General features: G+C 45.1%; 16 protein-coding genes. 11 read left to right on the forward strand and 5 right to left on the reverse strand.

Features of this window, described 5'->3' with window-relative positions; translation table 11 throughout:
- Positions 1 to 611: 611 nt before the first annotated feature.
- The 11 genes from ggt (at position 612) to H4W00_RS09340 (ending at position 15,103) form a co-directional block, all read left to right on the forward strand.
- On the forward strand, positions 612 to 2,570 hold the full coding sequence (gene ggt, locus H4W00_RS09290; RefSeq protein WP_209957528.1) for a gamma-glutamyltransferase: 1,959 nt from the start codon (positions 612 to 614) through the stop codon (positions 2,568 to 2,570).
- A 227-nt stretch (positions 2,571 to 2,797) separates the two neighbouring features.
- Positions 2,798 to 4,282: an FAD-linked oxidase C-terminal domain-containing protein gene (locus H4W00_RS09295; RefSeq protein ID WP_209957531.1), complete on the forward strand. Its 1,485-nt coding sequence runs from the start codon at positions 2,798 to 2,800 to the stop codon at positions 4,280 to 4,282.
- Positions 4,279 to 5,346 (forward strand): glycolate oxidase subunit GlcE, encoded by a 1,068-nt coding sequence (gene glcE, locus H4W00_RS09300; protein ID WP_209957533.1) that lies wholly within the window; start codon positions 4,279 to 4,281, stop codon positions 5,344 to 5,346. The genes H4W00_RS09295 and glcE overlap by 4 nt, the downstream gene beginning before the upstream one ends.
- A 67-nt stretch (positions 5,347 to 5,413) precedes the next feature.
- Positions 5,414 to 6,625: a glycolate oxidase subunit GlcF gene (gene glcF / locus H4W00_RS09305; protein WP_209957536.1), complete on the forward strand. Its 1,212-nt coding sequence runs from the start codon at positions 5,414 to 5,416 to the stop codon at positions 6,623 to 6,625.
- Positions 6,626 to 6,842: 217 nt separating this feature from the next.
- Positions 6,843 to 7,295, forward strand: coding sequence for a DUF4236 domain-containing protein (locus H4W00_RS09310; protein WP_209957538.1), 453 nt, complete (start codon positions 6,843 to 6,845; stop codon positions 7,293 to 7,295).
- 324 nt (positions 7,296 to 7,619) lie between these two features.
- The gene (dnaE, locus tag H4W00_RS09315) at positions 7,620 to 11,324 is read left to right on the forward strand and encodes a DNA polymerase III subunit alpha (RefSeq protein WP_209957541.1); all 3,705 of its coding nucleotides are present in this window, start codon (positions 7,620 to 7,622) and stop codon (positions 11,322 to 11,324) included.
- A gap of 77 nt (positions 11,325 to 11,401) precedes the next feature.
- Positions 11,402 to 11,797 (forward strand): Hpt domain-containing protein, encoded by a 396-nt coding sequence (locus H4W00_RS09320; protein WP_327193223.1) that lies wholly within the window; start codon positions 11,402 to 11,404, stop codon positions 11,795 to 11,797.
- Positions 11,797 to 12,759 (forward strand): RNA methyltransferase, encoded by a 963-nt coding sequence (locus tag H4W00_RS09325; protein WP_209957543.1) that lies wholly within the window; start codon positions 11,797 to 11,799, stop codon positions 12,757 to 12,759. The genes H4W00_RS09320 and H4W00_RS09325 overlap by 1 nt, the downstream gene beginning before the upstream one ends.
- A gap of 121 nt (positions 12,760 to 12,880) precedes the next feature.
- On the forward strand, positions 12,881 to 13,324 hold the full coding sequence (locus H4W00_RS09330; protein ID WP_209957545.1) for a YtoQ family protein: 444 nt from the start codon (positions 12,881 to 12,883) through the stop codon (positions 13,322 to 13,324).
- A gap of 229 nt (positions 13,325 to 13,553) precedes the next feature.
- On the forward strand, positions 13,554 to 14,477 hold the full coding sequence (gene cysE / locus H4W00_RS09335; protein ID WP_209957548.1) for a serine O-acetyltransferase: 924 nt from the start codon (positions 13,554 to 13,556) through the stop codon (positions 14,475 to 14,477).
- Between the two features lie 182 nt (positions 14,478 to 14,659).
- A complete protein-coding gene (locus tag H4W00_RS09340) occupies positions 14,660 to 15,103 on the forward strand; it encodes a PACE efflux transporter (RefSeq protein ID WP_209957550.1) in 444 nt (147 codons plus the stop codon).
- A 67-nt stretch (positions 15,104 to 15,170) separates the two neighbouring features.
- Here the strand turns inward: H4W00_RS09340 and H4W00_RS09345 are convergent, their stop codons facing one another.
- From H4W00_RS09345 to hisC, 5 genes are all read right to left on the reverse strand, one after another.
- On the reverse strand, positions 15,171 to 15,713 hold the full coding sequence (locus tag H4W00_RS09345; RefSeq protein ID WP_209957552.1) for a 2-amino-4-hydroxy-6-hydroxymethyldihydropteridine diphosphokinase: 543 nt from the start codon (positions 15,711 to 15,713) through the stop codon (positions 15,171 to 15,173).
- 1 nt (position 15,714) lies between these two features.
- Positions 15,715 to 16,155 (reverse strand): dihydroneopterin aldolase, encoded by a 441-nt coding sequence (gene folB / locus H4W00_RS09350; protein ID WP_209957555.1) that lies wholly within the window; start codon positions 16,153 to 16,155, stop codon positions 15,715 to 15,717.
- Between the two features lie 83 nt (positions 16,156 to 16,238).
- Positions 16,239 to 17,180, reverse strand: a complete 942-nt coding sequence (gene rarD / locus H4W00_RS09355) for an EamA family transporter RarD (RefSeq protein WP_209957557.1) — start codon at positions 17,178 to 17,180, stop codon at positions 16,239 to 16,241.
- A 337-nt stretch (positions 17,181 to 17,517) separates the two neighbouring features.
- The gene (locus tag H4W00_RS09360) at positions 17,518 to 19,875 is read right to left on the reverse strand and encodes a bifunctional prephenate dehydrogenase/3-phosphoshikimate 1-carboxyvinyltransferase (RefSeq protein WP_209957559.1); all 2,358 of its coding nucleotides are present in this window, start codon (positions 19,873 to 19,875) and stop codon (positions 17,518 to 17,520) included.
- Between the two features lie 37 nt (positions 19,876 to 19,912).
- Positions 19,913 to 21,043: a histidinol-phosphate transaminase gene (hisC, locus tag H4W00_RS09365; protein WP_209957561.1), complete on the reverse strand. Its 1,131-nt coding sequence runs from the start codon at positions 21,041 to 21,043 to the stop codon at positions 19,913 to 19,915.
- Positions 21,044 to 21,060: the final 17 nt, after the last annotated feature.

The following is a 21,060-nucleotide window of genomic DNA, read 5'->3' on the forward strand; positions in this document are numbered from 1 at the left end:
TCTTAGTTACTGGTGCTGCCACACGACTATACAGATCGGAAATATATAAAATAGCAACTATTGTAAATATCATAAAAAAGCGCATCAGTTGATCCTGATGCGCTTTTTTGTGGTGCTGATTGATAGCTTATTGACTTTAGACCGGACAATACAAGCATTTGCCCGCAAAAATAGAGGATTGAACTCGTCTGTATAGGCAAGTGTAAAATATAGGCCAGTGTAAAACTTAAAATATAAAGCGATGAGGTGCAGGTGGGCAGCCCTTAAACTCAGTGATAATTACCCTAAAAAACATCTTATATCATCTGTATATGGGCAGTAGCGCTCAGTTTAAATCCATTACTTTATAGATAATTTATACAGAAAAAATCCAAAGCAGTTAAGCATAAATTATAGTATGCTTGGTAAGATTAATGAGGTTCAAGTGGCATTGCAATTGTACCAGCCGGTACCTGTTACTACTCATGCGACAAGCCTATCATTTAGCCAGCTTGCTTAAATAGCCAGCCCCCTTTTAATACTTAATTTGAATCATTTACCATTCGTCTCTTTTGCCAATAACTGTCACAATACAACTCAACCTATCTCTCCCGAGTAAAAAGGATTTTGCGATGCAACGCTCACTATCAAAAACTCAGCAAGAGTCTCACCGCCCTAATCTTCAAAGCAAAACAGCCATTAGAGCTGCCATTTTACTTATTAGTAGCAGCTTCCTAGTATCCATATCTGCTCATGCCGCTGAGCCCGCCAACAGTAAAGTAACCAATACCACTGACATTAATACTAGCGCGATAAATCTAGCTATTATGACTAGCGCGCCGACCGTACTGTCTGAGACCCAGCGTATTACGGTTGCGACGCCTAACAGTCTAAAAAAAGCACCTAGCACGACCACGGCTCTAACTACCGCTAAAGCCGACCAAGCCATCTACTCAAACGATGCTATCCAGCATCCGCTATGGGCCAGGAATGGCATGGTGGCCACTCAAGAAGCGATTGCCTCTGATGTTGGTTTACAGATTCTAAAGCAAGGTGGTAATGCCGTTGATGCTAGTGTTGCGGTTGGCTTTGCACTGGCAGTGACCCTACCACGCGCTGGTAATATTGGTGGTGGTGGCTTCATGATGATTTATGATGCGGATAAAGACAAGACAGTAGCGCTCGATTATCGCGAAAAAGCACCAAGCAGTGCCTCACGTGATATGTACCTTGATAAAGAGGGCAATGCAGTCAGTGATTTATCACGCTATCACGGCTTGGCTATCGGTGTACCAGGCACAGTGGCAGGACTACTCAAAGCACTAGAAGATCATGGCACTATGAGTCGCGGGCAAGTGATGGCACCGGCGATTTCATTAGCAGAGAATGGTATAGAAGTTACCGCTGGCTTAACCGAATCGCTAGAAGCCTTAAGTGAGCGCATGCAAAAATGGCCAAGTACCAAAAAAATATTTTTCAAATCTGATGGCAGCGCTTATCAACCTGGTGAGCGCTTAAAACAACCAGAACTTGCACAATCGCTAAAGCTGATTGCGGCACAAGGAAAAGATGGATTTTATAAAGGCGAAACTGCTCGTAAAATAGTCAAGGCAGTGAATGAGGCTGGCGGTAGTATGAGCTTGCAAGATTTAGCCAATTATCAAGCCATCGCCCGCGCGCCAGTCAAAGGTACTTATCGTGGTTATGAGATTGTCTCTATGCCACCACCATCCTCTGGTGGTATTCACATCGTCCAAATTCTAAACATTTTAGAGGGCTATCCTCTAAATAAGTATGGACAAAATAGCGCCCAGACCATCCACTTAATGGCCGAAGCAATGCAATTGGCCTATGCTGATCGTGCTGAGTACTTAGGTGATGCGGACTTCGTCGACGTACCAGTCAATGGGCTAACGGCGCGTCCTTATGCAGATAAGCTGCGTGCCTTGATTGATCCCAATAAAGCCACGCCTGCCGCAACGGTTAAAGCCAATAACCCACTGCCTTATGAGAGCGATCAAACCACCCATTTCTCTATCGTTGATAAAGATGGCAATGCGGTAGCGAACACCTATACCTTAAACTTCTCTTATGGCACGGGCATGGTCGCTGAAGGGACAGGTATTTTATTAAATAATGAAATGGATGACTTTTCAGCCAAGCCTGGTGTTCCTAACGGTTATGGCCTACTTGGCGGTGAAGCCAATGCCGTCGAAGCAGACAAGCGTCCTTTATCTTCTATGAGTCCAACGCTGGTATTTAAAGACAGCAAGCCTTATATCGTCACCGGCAGCCCGGGCGGTAGTCGTATTATCACTACCGTCACCCAAGTTATCTCTAACGTTATCGATCATGATATGAATATCGCTGAAGCCACTCATGCCCCGCGTATTCATGATCAATGGCTACCCGATGAGATTCGTATCGAAAAAGCGCTGAATGTCGATACTATCAAAAAGTTAGAATCGATGGGTCATACTGTCAGTCCGCAAGCAGCCATGGGCTCAACACAGTCCATTATGATTACTCCAACCGGTATATATGGATCTTCAGATCCGCGTATCGTGGATGCAGCCGTAGTAGGCTACTAAGTTGGTCGGCTGTTAGTGTAGCCTATTACTAACAGCTGAGCTTATCGAAATTGAGATGATGGTATTCCTATGACATTTTTGAACCATCGGCTAAAAATGATATATTTTTAGTTGATCTTCAGTTGGTATTAATAAAAACGTTTTTTATTAACGATGAATGTGAGCGTTGTTAGCTGGACAACAGTAAGAAAATCATCGTCAATCCAGTTAGCTAGGGAGAGCAAAGTATGAACCAGATTGAAAGACCTAATAAGGCCGCATTAGTACAGATGTTTCGGGCATTTATTGAGCCTGAGCACGTGATCAGTGATGAAGAAACTCAGAAGCCTTACGAGTGTGATGGCTTATCTGTATATTGTGATATGCCATTAATAGTGGTGTTGCCAGATACGGTCGAGCAGGTACAGGAGATAATGCGACTCTGCCATCGCTATCAAATTCCTGTAGTGGCTCGTGGTGCTGGCACTGGTCTTTGTGCAGGTGCCATGCCCAATCCTGATGGCGTATTGCTGGTATTATCTCGTTTTAAACATATTCTTGGGATTGATCCCCTAGCGCGTAGCGCGCGCTTACAACCAGGCGTCCGTAACTTAGCCATTAGTGAAGCGGCAAGCATACATGGCTTGTATTATGGTCCGGACCCCTCCTCACAGATTGCTTGTACGATAGGCGGTAATGTTGCGCAAAACTCTGGCGGTGTCCATTGTCTTAAATATGGACTGACCGTACATAACTTATTAAAAGTAGAAATGGTTACTGTAGAAGGCGATCTGATCAGCATAGGTAGCGAAGGACTGGACAGTAACGGCTTCGATCTAATGGCCTTAATTACCGGTTCTGAAGGGTTGCTTGGCATAGTGACTGAAGTAACTGTCAAGCTATTACCGAGTCCTGAAAAGGCACAGGTAATTATGGCAGCTTTCGATAATGTACAGACCGCAGGTGACGCGGTAGGTGACGTGATTGCCAAAGGCATTATTCCAGCTGGCCTCGAAATGATGGACAGCCTAGCGATTATAGCTGCTGAGGCCTTCGTTCATGCCGGTTATCCTACCGATGCTAAGGCGTTGCTGTTATGTGAATTAGATGGTAGCGAAGCTGAAGTTAAAGAACAGATCGCAGAAGTTGAGCAGCTTTTTATTCAGCTGGGTGCCACCTCAACTCGAGTATCTCAGAGCGAGGCAGAACGCGCTTTATTATGGAAAGGTCGTAAGTCTGCGTTTCCAGCCGTGGGCCGGATATCAGCGGATTACTATTGTATGGACGGCACCATTCCCCGCAGCCAACTTGCTCATGTATTGACTGAAATGGAAAAACTCTCAGAACACTACGGTTTGCGAGTAGCCAACGTATTTCATGCAGGTGATGGTAACTTACACCCCTTAATCTTATTTGATGCCAACGTGCCCGGCGATTTTGAAAAAACTGAAGCATTCGGCGGTCGCATATTAGAACTATGCGTGGAAGTAGGTGGCTGTATTACCGGTGAACATGGCGTAGGCATAGAAAAAATCCGACAAATGAATGTACAGTTTAACGAGCAGGAGTTACGCCAGTTTCACGCTATTAAGGCGGCCTTTGATCCTGCTGGCACTCTCAATCCAGGTAAAGGCATTCCTGTGCTAAAAAATTGTCAGGAATATCGTGCACTAGATGTAGGCAGAGGCGATATAGGTAAAAGTGAGCCAATGCAGCAAGGAGAGCCCGCATGAGTGATAAAGACCTCAGTCATGAGCTGATCGAACAGGTTAAACAAGCCAGCACTGATGGCACACCGTTAAAAATAATTGGTGGTGGTAGTAAGCATTTCATGGGTCGGTACCATGAAGGTCAGCCCATCAGTCTTGCTGAGCATAGCGGTATTGTCAGTTATGAGCCGATTGAACTGGTGCTTACCGCTCGAGCAGGTACACCTTTGCTTGAAATCAGTACAGCTTTGGCCGAGCACAATCAAAGACTGGCGTTTGAGCCGCCATTATTTGATGGACGAGCGACCCTAGGCGGTACTTTGGCTTGTCATTTATCTGGACCAGGACGTCCATGGAATGGCTCGATAAGAGACCATGTTCTAGGTGTTCGCTTAATCAATGGGCGTGCAGAAGAACTGCGCTTTGGCGGGCAAGTGATGAAAAACGTGGCGGGATATGATGTCTCACGTATGCAAGCTGGCGCGATGGGGACTTTAGGAGTCATCAGCGAGGTCAGTCTAAAAGTAATGCCCAAGCCTGCCGCTACCATGACCCTCAAGCAAGAAATGAATGCGGTACAAGCCATTGCAGAGATGAATCGTTTGGCGGGACAATCCAAACCCCTAACCGCGGCGTGTTGGTTTGATAATCATCTTTACTTGCGTTTGGAAGGCGCTCGTAGTGCGGTAGACAGTACTGTTACCCAGTGGCAAGGCACAGTGCTAGAAGATGGCGATAATCTATGGACACAATTACGTGAGCAGCAGTTGGATTATTTTGCTAGACAAGACGCCCCCTTATGGCGGTTTTCAGTCAATAGTAATGCCCAACATTTTTTGCCAGAGGCAGATTGGCTGCTTGATTGGGGTGGGAGCCAGCGTTGGCTACGCGGTGATTTTGCGGTTGATGAATTAGAAGCGTTGGCTGAGAGTGCGGGTGGCCAAGTGAGCCTTTATCGTGGTGGCGATCGACTACAAGACGTTTTTCATACTCAGCCCGAGGCGCTGCGTCAACTCCACCAACGACTTAAACACGCCTTCGATCCGAACGGAATCTTTAACCCTGGTCGTCTCTATAGCTGGATGTAATGGCTAGATTTAATAGCCAGACTTAATAGCTGAATGGAATAGCTAAAAGTAATAATAAGAGGACATCATGCGTACCCAAATTAATGTGAAGTATCTGAATCACCCAGAAATTGAAGAAGCCGACTCTATTTTGCGCAGCTGCGTACACTGTGGGTTTTGTAATGCGACTTGTCCCACTTATCAAGAGCTGGGTGATGAACGGGATGGTCCACGCGGACGAATTTATTTGATTAAGCAGCTGCTAGAAACGGGTGATATCAGCGAAAAATCACAAACTCACTTAGACCGTTGTTTGACCTGTCGTAGTTGTGAGACCACCTGCCCTTCTGGTGTCAAGTATGGACGCTTGGCCGAAATAGGCCGTGGCATCATGGAAACTCAATTGGAACGACCCTTGCAGCAGAAGCTATTGCGCTGGCTGATACGTAGGGTTTTGCCCTATTCACGTCGCTTTGGAACTTTGTTACGTTTGGGACAGTTAGGGCGACCACTATTGCCCAGTAGTCTGAAAGCTAAAGTACCCGCCAGACAGATTAAGCGCTCTTTGCCAACGCAACAACATACGCGCCAGATGTTGGTACTTGCAGGATGTGCTCAACCTGCAGCGACCCCCAACACTAATATTGTAGCGGCGCGTGTGCTTGATAAACTAGGCATTGGCCTGTTCACTGCGCCTAAAGCCGGATGCTGCGGGGCGGTGAACTATCATCTTTCTGCTCATGAGGAAGGGCTGGCATTTATGCGCCGTAATATTGATGCTTGGTGGCCTCATATTGAGATGGGAGTAGAAGCTATTGTTATTAGTGCCTCTGGCTGCGGCACTATGGTCAAAGACTATGGCGAGAAACTGAGTCAAGATCCAGCTTATGCAGCTAAAGCACTACGAGTTAGCGAACTGGCTAAAGATCTTAGCGAAGTATTGTTTAAAGAAGATTTGAGTCAATTAGAGTTACAAGGGATCGGTCGCAAGACAGCCGTACACTGCCCTTGCTCCTTGCAACATGCCCAGCAGTTGGGTGGCCAAGTTGAACAAATTTTACAGCAAGCCGGTATCAAGCTGACCCGTACCAAGGACGGACATTTATGCTGCGGTTCTGCGGGAACCTATTCAATACTTCAACCAGAAATGAGCCAGCAATTACTGACCAATAAGTTAGCAGATTTAACGATTGGTAATCCAGAACAAATAGTGACCGCCAACATTGGTTGCCAGCTGCACTTAAGCACTAAATCATCAATACCAGTGAAGCACTGGATTGAATTGTTAGACCCGCAGTAATGTGAATTGTGGATGTCTAATTGTAGATGTGTACTGCTCAGCAGCGGGATGGATCGATAGTGAGTGATATCCATTACATAAAGTGAAATTATAATATCTAGAGATCTAGCTAGACCCTCGTTGCTATCTAGGTAGCGAGGGCTTTTTAATAAGTTTTGCCGTTTATAAATTCATATTAGGCCCTGTACTCACACCCTCGAACAAGCGACCAATAACTATGGGCTTTCGATTTAGAAAAAGCATTAGAATCGCACCTGGTGTGCGTATTAATCTGACTAAAAAAGGCGTTTCAAGCCTCTCAGTAGGCAAACGCGGCGCGACTGTAAACTTGGGTAAAAAAGGCACGCGCGGTACGGTTGGTATTCCCGGTAGCGGACTGTCGTACTCTTCTTATCAATCGCACGGTGACTCTAAACGTCAACCACCACTTGCACCAGATAATAATACCTCTGCTCGCCCGCCGCCAATACACGATACTGGTGTTGGTGTTGATGTTGATGTTGATGTTGATGCCGATCCAACACAAAGAAAAGTCAGCATCCTGCTAGGGTTAGGTATCTTACTAATACCGATTATTTTTGCGTGGTTCACCCTTAGACAAGGCTATTCGACAGTCAGCCGAGCCATCAGTATGGTGTGGATGGTTATTGTTATTTTTGCCATGCGTTAAAATAATTTGCTTAAAAAGTCACTCTCTAAAGGATAACCTTGTTAATTGAAACTGCATTGTTTAGATCTGGGAAACGTAATGAACGTGTACTTTTAGCAGCCCTTAGTTAAAGCCCTCCTATTGAATAAGTGGCTGTCACCGACAAATAATGCTATTATTAGCAACTAAGATTAAGAATACCAAACAAGGCTATTAACGCCTTATTTTTGTTTGAGTAGCATCATAAAGCATTGATAACTAATAATTTTTAGAAAAATAACTATACTTTATTTCTACTCCTAGTCAGCACACTTCCCCTTTTGATTGTATCAGTAAGAGTCCTCTATGGCATTCGTACACCTTGGCATGCACAGCGAATATTCAATTACCGATTCTATCGTGCGTATTAAGCCGCTGGTTAAGGCGGCCGCGGCAGACAATCAGCGCGCGTTAGCATTGACTGATTTATCTAACCTTTACGCCACAGTAAAGTTTTATCGCGCTTGCTTAGGTGCCGGTATCAAGCCGATCATCGGTAGTGAAGTCATCATGGAAAATGAAGACTCGCGCTTGATGCTATTAGCGATGGATAATGAAGGGTATCAGAACATTACCCGTATCGTATCGCTTGGCTTCACCGAAGGACGCGCTGATCCTGCCAATCATGGCACACCTATCGTTAAGCGCAGCCATATTCTGGGACATGCGGCAGGCGTGATTATATTATTCACCGAAAAGTCGGATGTTGGTCAGGCTTTGGTGAGCTCTATGCCAGAAAAAGCAGATGAGCTGATTACAGAGTGGCAAGCGCAGTTTAAAGATCGCTTATATTTTGCGATCAAGCGCACCAATCGTGCTGGTGAAGACGCCTTTATCAAAACCGCTATTCATGCCGGCGCTAAACACAACATTCCTATTATTGCCCATAACGATGTGCGCTTTTTGGAGCAAGATGACTTCGATGCCCATGAAGCGCGCGTCTGTATTGCTGGCTCATATGTATTGGCAGATCTTAATCGTCCGCAGTCGTATTCAGATGAACAATACTTAAAGACCCAAGCGCAGATGCAGCAGTTATTTGCTGATATCCCGCAAGTAATCGATAATACCTTACGACTGGCCACTCGCTGTAACGTGACCTTGACCCTAGGTATTAACGTACTGCCAGAGTTCCCAGTACCTGAGGGCGAGACTACAGAATCCTTTTTTCGTGCAGAGTCTCAGCGCGGTCTTGATCAACGTCTAGAGAAGTTGTTTCCCATTGAGGCACGTAGTGATAATTGGAACGATATTAGGCAGAAATATGATGATCGTTTAGAGTATGAGCTGGGTATTATTCTATCAATGGGATTCCCTGGTTATTTCTTAATCGTGATGGACTTTATCCGCTGGGCAAAAGCCAATGGTGTCCCGGTTGGTCCGGGTCGTGGTTCAGGTGCCGGCTCACTCGTGGCCTATGCGCTAAATATTACTGACCTTGATCCCATACATTACGATTTATTATTCGAGCGCTTCTTGAATCCTGAGCGGGTATCGATGCCCGACTTTGATATTGACTTTTGTATTGAAGGTCGCGATAAAGTTATCGATTATGTCGCCCAAACCTATGGACGAGAAGCGGTCTCACAAATCATTACCTTTGGTACTATGGCTGCAAAAGCCGTGGTACGTGACGTCGCGCGCGCGCAAAGTAAATCGTACTTCTTAGCTAGCAAAATGTCGAAACTTATACCCAAAACCCCAGGGATAACACTGAGCCAGGCGCTTGAGCAAGAACCACAGCTGAAAGACTTGATCTCTAACCCTGATAATATGGATTATGACGATGCCCTTGAGATTTGGGAGATGGCCATTAAGCTAGAAGGGATTTGCCGGAACGTGGGTAAACATGCGGGTGGTGTGCTGATTGCACCGCATAAAATCACTGACTTTAGCGCCATTTACTGTGATGACGACGGTCACCGCGTGAGCCAGTTTGATAAAGATGACGTTGAAGCGGTTGGCCTGGTGAAGTTTGACTTTCTGGGCCTGCGTAACTTGACAGTGATTAGTGCGGCAGTTAAAAATATCAATCTACGCCGAACTAAAGAAGGTGTGGCCGAGTTAGTATTAGAGGATTTACCACTAGATGACAGTAAGGCTTATCGCCTGCTTCAAGATGCCAAGACTACCGCCGTATTTCAGCTTGAAAGTATGGGTATGAAAAAATACTTGGCCAAGTTACAACCCACCAATATCGAAGACGTTATTGCCATGTGTGCGCTGTATCGACCCGGCCCGCTTGATGCTGGCATGGTAGAGATGTATATTGACCGCAAGCACGGCCGCGAAGAAGTTATTTACGATCACCCCAACCTTGAGCCTATTTTAGAAAACACCAATGGCGTTATCGTCTACCAAGAGCAGGTGATGAAAATCTCACAGGTTATGGCAGGCTATAGTTTGGGCGGTGCGGATATGTTGCGCCGTGCAATGGGTAAGAAAAAACCAGAAGAAATGGCCAAGCAGCGCGATATTTTCATCACTGGCGCTACCGCGCAAGGTATTGATGAGGTGACCTCGGGCGGCGTGTTTGATTTGATGGAGAAGTTTGCTGGTTACGGTTTTAACAGATCGCATTCTGCCGCTTATGGGGTACTGGCCTATCAAACAGCTTACTTAAAACAATACTACCCTGCTGAATTTATGGCAGCAGTTCTCACCTCTGATATGAACAATACCGATAACGTGGTGTTCTTTATCAATGATTGCCGTGAAAATTTTGACTTGACGGTGGTCAATCCTTCTGTGAACCGCAGTGAGTGGCACTTTGTTGCCGATACCCCAACCAATATTATTTATGGCTTGGGCGCAATTAAAGGGGTTGGTGAAAGTGCGGTTGAATCTATCGTTGAAGCCCGCCGTCGCGATGGTTATTTCCTAGATTTATATGACTTTTGTCGCCGAGTTGATCTCAAAAAAATCAATAAGCGTACCCTAGTAGCGTTAGTGAGCGCGGGCTGTTTTGATGACTTTGCTGCCACCTTACGACCTGACTTGCCAAACGACGAAGCCTACGAGATCCGTGGGGCCTTGATGAGTCAGCTACCGAGCGCCGTCCAGGCGGCTGAACAAGATCGCCAGAATAAAGAATTTGGCATGATGGATTTATTTGGAGAAATGGATGGCGCTGTGGCCGCGCCACCATTAGTCATGACTCCAGAGCTGATTTGGGGTGATAAGCATCGCCTAAAAGCAGAAAAGAATACCTTAGGACTGTACTTAACCGGTCATCCTATTGATGAATACCGTGAAGAACTCAAACGCTACACTTCAGGCGCACGTCTCGATAAGCTAACTGACACGGGCTATAACGGCAGCTGCTACTTTGCTGGGCTAATCATCGATATGGCTAACTTTGGCAATCGTAACGTGATTACCTTAGATGACGGTACCTCAAGATTAGAGGTCAGCTGCTACGCTGAGCGTTTTAACCGGGTCAAAGACCAATTAAAAGTTGATGAAGTGGTGGTCATTAAAGGCAGTATCCGTGAGCGTGATGGCCGTCTTTTTGCACGTCTTGATAATGTCCTGACCATGGTTGATGCCCGTTTGCGTTGGTTAAAGAAAATTAGTATTAAGGTTCATGGTAGCGATATCACTCTACTAACCCGCTTGCAACCGCTGCTCAAATCAGCTCAAGCTGACTTAATACCGGCGCCGCGTCTGTCGCACGACACTGATGAGGACGAGCAAAGTAATGGCCCATCTCATGATTATTATGATGACACTGCTATGAGTAACGGCGGTGGCAGTCTATATGACGAAGATGGTAATGACTTATTGGCGCAAGATAGAGGCATGAGCCAAGGCGATGCCAATCAGCCTCTTAGTAATACCGACGCCTCAATTAATGATAATTGTACGCCACTAGGACTGAGCATTTATGAGGATTATGGCATTGCCAATGTAGGACTGTCTGAGCATTGGCGCGTCTACCCTAATGATGATAACCTACAACAGTTAAAGAACCTGATTAACGAAGAAAACTTACACTTCCATTACAGCTAGCGTTGCCATCACAGTGAGTATTTTTCTTACAGCTGCTTGATTAAAACGACATCTTTTACCTTATTGGATATTTAATCATGGTCGACGTTCATGGTAATAACGACAGTATGAACCACCCTAATAGTAATACGGATCACGAAATCATCAATGACCAACAGTTTGATGATATGCGCGACTTACTCGAAGAAGATTTTGCCGATTTGGTACACACTTATATTACTGATAGCAAACAACGTATTGCACTGTTAAAGACCGCCCAAGCAGCGGATGACAACGCTAATGGCTTCGAAGCGGCTCATGCTCTAAAAGGCGCTAGCGCTAACTTAGGAGCCACGCAAGTGGTAACACTTAGTGGACAGTTACAACAACTCTGCCGCGAGCACACTATCGGTCAGCAAGCGGAGCTTATTGAACAAACAGCCAGCGCATTGCAGCAGGTAGAACAAGAAATAAATCGACGGTTGAGCCAGTAATGAATAAAGAATCCATGTTACCTACATTATCAAAGCCTACTGTCACTGACTATCTAACTTGTTTACAAGTGGTCATGGTTAATACTACTTTGCCTGCTAATATTGGTTCAGCGGCACGTGCTATGCACACTATGGGCTTGTCTCGGCTAAGTGTGGTCAACCCCAAACATCCTATTGATGACACCAGTAGGTCTCATGCAGCAGGCGGTAGCGTCGTGCTAGCAGATGCTCAGATTACCCCCACGTTAGAAACAGCCATTAGCGATTGTCAGCTGGTCTTTGCCGCCAGTAGCCGTAGCCGTCATTTACCTCGCCCTGTGGTTACCCCAACCCAAGCAGCAAAAATTATGCTGGATTTCATTGATAGTCAGATGACTATTAATAACGCCACTGTCGATCAAAATCCCAATAACAATTCGACAAGCCAGCACCAAGACAGTACTATTAGTAATAAGCAAACAAGTCATAGCAGCACCCAACCTAATATTGCTATTTTATTTGGCCGAGAGGATCGTGGTCTGACCAATGAAGAGTTGGCTTGTGCCGATTATCATATCCAAATCGACGCCAATCCTGCTTATCCGGTGCTTAATGTCGCCTCAGCGGTGCAAGTCATAGCCAGCTTTATTTTTGCCTATGCTCGGACCCATATTGATAGTATTAATGACGCTATTAATGCTAGTAATAATGCTAGTAATAATAATAACGATAATCCGAACACGGCACAACCACTGTTAGCGTTGCATACCCGTCAACAATGGGATGAGCCTGCCATTACTCAGCAGCAGTTACAGCAATTAACTAATCGTACCACCGAGCTTATGGTGCAGCGCGGCATCGCTGATGCTGATCATTTAAAATCACTACCGTCCCGATTATCTCGACTCGGCTCTCGGGTTCAGCTCGACCAAAAAGAATACCAGCTATTAAGCGCCTTGATTGCCAAACTGTTAAAAGGCTAAAGCTTACAGGCATCATTTAATAACTATTATTTCTTATCAACCGATTTTCTTATCAAGCGATTAATATCAGCAACTGCTAGCTAGCAGTTGCACACCCTTTAATAATAAAATGGAGTTAATTATGAATTGGACAGTTTATTTATCTGGAGAAATTCACACCGACTGGCGGCAGAAAATTATGCAAGGCGCTAAAGAACATGGCCTTGCTATTGAGTTCACATCAGCAGTGACTGAACACGAAGCCAGCGACGCGGCCGCTGATATGCTGGGTAAAGACGAAAATGCGTTCTGGCGCGACCATAAGTCGTCGAAGGTCAATGCAATTCGTACTAAAAATATGATACAAAAATGCGATATTGCCATCATCCGTTTTGGTGATAAATACAAGCAGTGGAACGCGGCATTCGACGCCGGCTATTGCTCTGCCTTGGGCAAGCCGTATATCACCCTGCATGCTGATGATATTATTCATCCGCTAAAAGAGGTTGATGCGGCGGCAATGGCGTGGGCGCAGACACCTGAGCAGGTTGTCGAGCTGCTAAAATACATTACCAGTGATAGCTAGGCGTTGCAGTGAAAGCACAACTTATATAGCCATGTGGCGGTATTGCGAACAGAAACGACCGCCTTTAGCTGAAAAACTAAAGTTAACTTACAATATGGTTTTCTTTATCACTCACAGCTATATTTTATGATGCAAAGCTGCTATAACTTAAAAAGAACGTAAGTAAGATATGCTTATAGACTATGGATAGTGATATCCTAATCATACTGACGACTCAATAGGATGCTTTATGTCATTGCCAACCGCCTGGTTCAAATCGCTTTGCAACCTCAAAAAAGACTTAAAAGAAGATATCGAGGCCGTCTTCACTCGCGATCCTGCGGCACGCAATAGTGTGGAAGTCTTGCTGACTTATCCTGGTATCCATGCGCTTATTTTACACCGCGGGGCGCATTATTTATGGCAACACGACCAGAAACTTGCCGCGCGCTCGATCTCTTATGGCTCACGCATCATCACCGGTATTGAAATCCATCCTGCCGCCAAAATTGGTAGACGCTTCTTTATTGATCATGGCGTTGGGGTGGTGATTGGCGAGACCGCTGAAATTGGCAATGACGTTACTTTATACCATGGCGTCACCCTTGGCGGCGTCTCACAGAATAACGGTAAGCGTCACCCCACCTTAGAAGATGGCGTGACTGTTGGTGCTGGTGCAAAAGTCTTAGGGCCATTTACCGTTGGTAAAAATGCTAAAATAGGCTCAAACGCGGTGGTGGTCAAGCCCGTTCCAGCAGGTGCCACTATGGTCGGCGGTGCAGCACGCATGATTTCAGACTATCATGACGAAAAAGGCAATCCAATCGCGACCAAGGTTAGCGATGCCAAACAACAAGAAAAAGCTGCAAAAGCAATCATCACAGATACTAACAATGAATCTTTAGACAACCAAAATAACAATCACAGCTCAGCACGTAAAACAGCATTTCAGGCTTATGGCATTGACCCCTCCTCTAACGATCCCGTTGCTGAGGCTTTTGCCAAGATGCTCGAGCATATTCAGCAGTCAGAAAATCGTCTTGATCAGTTACAAGCAGCGATGTGCAAAATTGATGCTGATTTTTGTAAAAAAGAATATGACAAACTGTGCTTAAAAGATTTGGATGTGATTGGTAAAGATGATATGAATGAGGCAGAAGGAGGCGTAAAATAAACCTACTATTTTATAACTTTGTCATTATTGCTAGGTACTCAGTTTAAGTAAGCCCTTAAAGCTGAGTATAATATATTGCAGACGGAAACCGTGGTACTGCTGTTATGAGATTTTACTTTTTCAACCGGGACGGACCGGCTTTTTATTGATTATAAAAGCCAAAAGGCTCATTGGAGTTTCGGTTGATTACACTCACCCCTGTTAAACGCCGTATTGTCTACGTTACTGTTTTTGAGATACTGGCCATTCTACTGTCCACTTTTATTCTTATGTTGCTTAGTGGTGGCGATGCTATGCAGTCCTTACCGGTTGCTGTCATCATCTCTAGCGCGGCGGTAATTTGGAACTTTATATACAACTCTATTTTTGAGCGCTTAGAACACCGCTGGCAGATAAAAGAGCGTACGCTAATCGTACGCATTGTGCATGCATTAGGGTTTGAGAGTGGGCTAGTTTTGATTTGCTTACCCCTTTATATGCTGTGGTATGGGGTTGGACTGTGGGTCGCTTTTACTATGGAAGTAGCATTACTACTATTTTTCTTTATTTATACTTTTATCTTTACGCTGATTTTTGACAAAATATTTACGCTGCCGCATCACTACCTAGCAAGTGAAAATAAGTAGCATCTATGAACTTTTCAAATAGTTATAATAACCTTAGTGAAAACTAGAAAGGTCTATATTCTAGTTTTCATATCGTAAGCTCAACTATTCCAGTATTCTCATGCGCCTTAAACGGATAACGATCTGCCATTATTATCCACTCATTATTATCTTGATCACTCTGTCCACTCAATTTTACCAATAAAATGTCGATATCCATTGTCACTTGCCGTATTGGCCCAGACTCAGCTTCAGGCAAATACTTGTTTTTAGTGTGGGTGAGCCTTGATAAGGGACGCAGCCTACCACAATCACCCTCAAACTGTTTAAAGATCTGTTGTAATTGCTGCAAGCTTGTTGGTGACGTTAGCGCTAAATAAACACATTGATTGGTATAGTCAGGTTTTGGCTGTTCTAGCGTGGCAGTAAAGTCAGGGTTTTGAAAGGCAATAGAATAGTTGGTCTCGCCAAGTACAGCTAAGTCTTCACGAACGCGTGCTAAGTAATGCTCAGCGTGATGATTACTGCCTAATGCTAATACTAACGCCGTCACAAATTGCGATTGCAGCGGTTCAGGCGCGCATTTTTTTAGTTTGGTAACATCCAACCCTAATGGCAACGCTTGCCTCATTTTATGTATCATTAGACTTGCTGACAGCAGGCTCTGTTTCAGCGCTTTTATTTTCAGCGCTTTTATTTTCAGTGGTTTGAGCATATCGGGTAATTTGTACCCCGACCGCATCTGCTGGTTTAATAGCAGTAGGTTTAGCCACACTTAAAGTCACTTTATGACACGCATAATTCGCCAATAGTTTATGTGCAATGTGCTCGGCTAAATGCTCAAGAAGTTTTGCTTTAAGCTCCTGGCACCAAGCACTAACGTCATCACAGACCGCTTTATAATTAAGGGCGTAATTAACATCATCCGACGCCGCAGCCTTACTAATATCAGTCTCAAGTACAATATCAATCAGCAATGGCTGAGTAATCGCACGCTCCCAATCGTAAACGCCAATCACTGCCTCGACTTTTAGGGCTTTTACAAATACCACATCAGATTCAGTGTGCAACATGTTCTCATCCTTATTGATTGTACTTTTAAATGTGAACGTTTAGTTTACTCTTATGAGCTTTCCATAAGGCTTAATCATAGGGCTTAATCACGCAGACGCGCCGCTTTTAGCTGTTTGCTTGGACGATGACGCCATAAATCAATACTAAATAAGAGCAAACCCAACCAAATCAAGCCAAATACCGCCAGACGATGTAAATCAAAAGGCTCGTTATAATAAAATACCGCTAAGAAGAAAATAAAGGTCGGGGTCAAATAATTCATAAAGCTTAGGATACTAAAGGCAACCAATTTGGTAGACTTATTAAACAGCAGTAAAGGTATCAAAGTAATCGGCCCCGCTATCATTAGTAGCCAGATAGAGGGTGTGAACCAAAAGCTCAATTGACTACTGACCACATCAGATTGCCAGAACCACCATAAACAAATAGGCACTAACATAGCCGTTTCAACAAACATCGCATCGACAGCAGTGAGGGGCGTTTGCCGCTGAATCGTGCCATAAGTACTAAAGCTAAATGCTAGAATCAGCGATATCCATGGCAGGCTACCAATCATAACCACCTGAATAACGACAGATAATAAAGCAAATCCAATAGCAACCCATTGTAGCGTACGCAGGCGCTCTTTGAACAGGATCATCGATAATGCCACGCCAACCAATGGCCCAATAAAGTATCCTAAACTGGCCTCAAGAATACGATCATGGTTAACGGCCCAAACGTAGGTCAACCAATTAGCGGCGATCAGTAAGCCTGATAAAAAACTAAACAATATCCATCTTGGGTTTTTCTTTAGGGTATCTATCCAATGCCAACGCTTGGTGACTACCAGCACCACCAGCAAACACAAAAACGTCCATATAATACGATGACCGATAATTTCGGTAGCATCATAGGCAGCTAACTGTTTGAAATATAATGGGAATGCGCCCCAAATAGAAAAAGCGATGAGCGCGGTGATAATACCACGTCTGGTGGTTTTGATAGGGGTTACTGATTTTTTGGTGACATTCTGGGTGGTCATGGGACAATACAACTGTTTTAGAGCAAAGCGGGCCCTCACCGACTTTTTATCATTGATAAGAATATAGGGGCAAGGACGCTAGGTTCACTACATATAGAATAGAAGGTAAAAAGCAATGCGCTGGTACCCATAGTGGCACTAGCGCATTGCTGACGATAACAACAATTTTAAAATAACTTTTGATGGTAGTTTATTAATGGTGTTAACCATATGAATTTTAATATTTTTAATACTGGTAAGTGATAATAATCGATCTCAATGATCTCACTGTTGCTATATTGGCGAACAATATAAACAGTATTATAAACAACATCGTACTTATATTTGCTGGTAAATACTAAGCGCCGCTATTAACTTGAATAGACAGACCGATTTGATTGGCAAGCTCAGCGAATCCTGGAAAGCTAGTATTGACAGTCTCAACGCCTTCAATAGTAATCTGCTTCGAGGCGCGTAAACTCGCAACGGCAAAGCTCATCGCGATACGGTGATCATGATGCGAAACAATATGACCACCACCGAATACTGGCAGGCTATTGTTTACTTGGCTGCCTGCATTATTACTACCTTGGCTTTCAATTCCTTTACCTTCAATGATGAGACCATCTTCAGTCACGGTACACTCGACTCCAAGCGTTTGCAAACCTTCTGCCATCACTGCAATACGGTCAGACTCCTTGACCCGTAACTCTTTAGCACCAGTCAATACCGTACGGCCTTTTGCACAGCTGGCGGCAATGAATAACACTGGGAACTCATCAATCGCTAAGGGTACTAGTACCTCTGGTATTTCAATACCAATCAAGTTGGAACCACGAATAGTAATATCTGCTACTGGCTCACCGCCAACATGAGTCTCATTACTTAAGGTGATATCCGCTTGCATTAATTTTAAAATATCAATGATGCCAGTGCGCGTCGGATTGATACCCACCTGAGTCAGCGTTAGCTCGCTATCTTGGCTAATAGCTGCCGCCACCATAAAAAACGCGGCGGATGAGATATCAGCAGGTATCGCGATATCGCCACCAGTTAGCTTACCACCGCCTTCAACGCTAATACGATTGCCCTCTACTTTTACCTTATAGCCAAATGCCGATAGCATACGCTCGGTATGGTCGCGGCTCACTTCTGGCTGAGTAACTGTGGTGGTACCCTCTGCCCACAGTCCTGCTAATAGTAGGCAAGATTTGATCTGTGCTGACGCCACTGGCATAGCATATTCTATACCATGTAGCGGCTTACCGACATTATCACGACCCGTGATGCTGAGCGGCGACGTGCCACTGTGACCCGTGCTTTGAATAACGGCGCCCATAGCGCGAAGTGGTGCAGCAACCCGCTCCATCGGACGCTTATTCAAACTGGTATCACCAACCAATACGCTATCAAAAGCTTGCGCGGCTAAGATACCTGAGAGCAGGCGCATGCTGGTACCAGAGTTGCCCATATATAGCGGTGTTTTACTCGGTTTTAGACCATTCATACCCACGCCATGAATGATCAGCTGGCCTTTGTCAGGCCCTTCGATCGTCACACCCATATCACGAAATGCTTGCAGAGTGGCTAGCGCATCTTCACCTTCTAAAAACCCTGTGACGTGTGTTACACCCTCTGCAAGACTACCGAGCATAATGCTACGGTGGGAGATTGACTTGTCACCAGGAATAGCGATAGTGCCAACAACGGTATTGCTAGGCGAAATAATATAAGAAGCTGACATGGCAGGGGTATCCGTATAAGGGGTGCTGGCTAACATATGGCCAAAATGTCGCCGTGCGGCTTGCGCGCGGCCCAAAAGTCCCATCAGGGCGGTGGAATCTTGATCAATGATAAGCTGTCTTATCGTCTGTAGATAGTCGCTGTACTCGTCAAGGGCGCTCACAACTGCGCTTTGGTTGGCAAAAAATATATCATGCCACATTTTAGGATCACTGGCAGCGATACGGGTAAAGTCTCGAAAGCCACCGGCAGCATAGCGAAACATATCTAAATTATCGTCATGACTTGCCAGTTGCTCAACCAAATTGAAGGCCAGCAGATGTGGCAAATGACTGGTATGCGCTAATATAGAATCATGATGATCAGCAGCCATGGCCATCACCGTCGCGCCTACTGCTTCCCATAACTGTCGCAGCTTAGTAATTGCAGTCGCATTAGTGGTTGGTAGCTCACAAATAATGACGCTGTGATTGACAAACAATTCGGCGCGGCGAGCCTGATATCCTGAATCTTCAGCACCCGCAATTGGATGCGCAGGCACCAGACCTACAGGCAAGGACGTGAACACCGTTTTGGCCGCGTCAATAACATTAACCTTGGTACTACAGACATCAGTGATAATACAGTTAGTGGCCAGCTGGCCATTATCCATGGCTATTTTAATATCCATAAATACGGCTTGTACAGCTTGTACGGGCACAGCAATGACAATTAAATCACTGCCAAGTACCACATCACTGAGCACAGAGCTTCCTGCACTTAGCAACCCTTGCTTAGTAGCTTCCGCTAGACTTGGCGCGTCGTTATCTACTGCCACCAACCGCGTACTTAAACCATGGTCTTTAATCGCTTGCGCTAAGCTGGCACCGATCAGGCCTAAACCAATGACACATACTTGCTTAAACAGTGGTTTGGTTGGCAATATCGGAGCGGATGGCGCTTGGCTTATGGTGGCGTGGTTTACTTTTTGCATAGTATCTTAATTATCATTTAATGTAACAAGTTTCGGCTCAATCATCCGTCAATATAGAGCGCAAGGTATCAATCAGGCGCATATTGTCTTCAGCTACCCCAACGGTAATTCGCAACCAGTCAGGTAGGCCATAATTGACAAGCGGACGAACGATAACGCCTTGCTCAAGTAGCGCTTGATTAATAGCAGCTGTATCTTCATCGTCTATTTCAACCATGATGAAATTAGCATGTGACTTGATAAACCCAAGTCCAAGCGCGTCAAATTGCTTTTCTAACCAGCGCATTTGTTCTTGGTTGGTCAGACGGACACTGTCGATAAAGTCTTGGTCAGCTAGAGCGGCAGCGGCAGCGGCCAAGCCGATACGGCTAACGTTAAAGGGTTGACGAATGCGATTCAACAAGCCTGCTATCGGCGCAGAGCTGAGGGCATAACCAACACGCAGTCCTGCTAGTCCATACGCTTTAGAAAAAGTGCGCACAATCACTACATTATCAAACTCATCTAATAGCGCTCGATTATTACTTTCCGGGCTGTACTCAATATAAGCCTCATCTAATACCACTAACACCGAACTTGGTAGGCTGGCAACAAACTCATGCAATTCTGCATGCTCAAGCTGGGTACCGGTTGGATTGTTAGGATTGGCAATAAATACCATTTTAGTATTGGCATTATCTTCAACGGCCTGACGCATCGCGTCGAGGTCATGACCAAAACGCTGCGCCGGCACTTCAATACCTGTTGCACCTTGCATCTTAGCCAACATTGAATAGACCACAAAGGCATACTGACTATAGACTATCGCATCATCCGTACCCACAAACGTGCGTGCTAAGATATCGAGTAAATCATTAGAGCCATTGCCTAAAGTAATGCACTCTAATTTTACATCAGTAAAGTCAGCAAGGGCTTGCTTAAGATAATAGCCGTTACCATCAGGATAACGTGCCAACTGCCCCAGCTGTTCGGTAATCGCTAAAGTCACATAAGGTGAGCAGCCCATCGAATTTTCATTACTCGCCAACTTCACCACGTCAGAGACCCCATACTCACGGGTCAGCTCTTCAACTGGCTTACCTGTTTGATAAGGCGCCAGCTCTAGAATACTATCATAAGCAACTGTTGGCTGTACTGAGTTTACGTCTGTCGATTCAGTGGACTGCATGGGTTATCCTTAGATGT

Origin of the sequence: Psychrobacter sp. PL19, assembly GCF_017875835.1 — a bacterium.
Lineage (GTDB): Bacteria > Pseudomonadota > Gammaproteobacteria > Pseudomonadales > Moraxellaceae > Psychrobacter.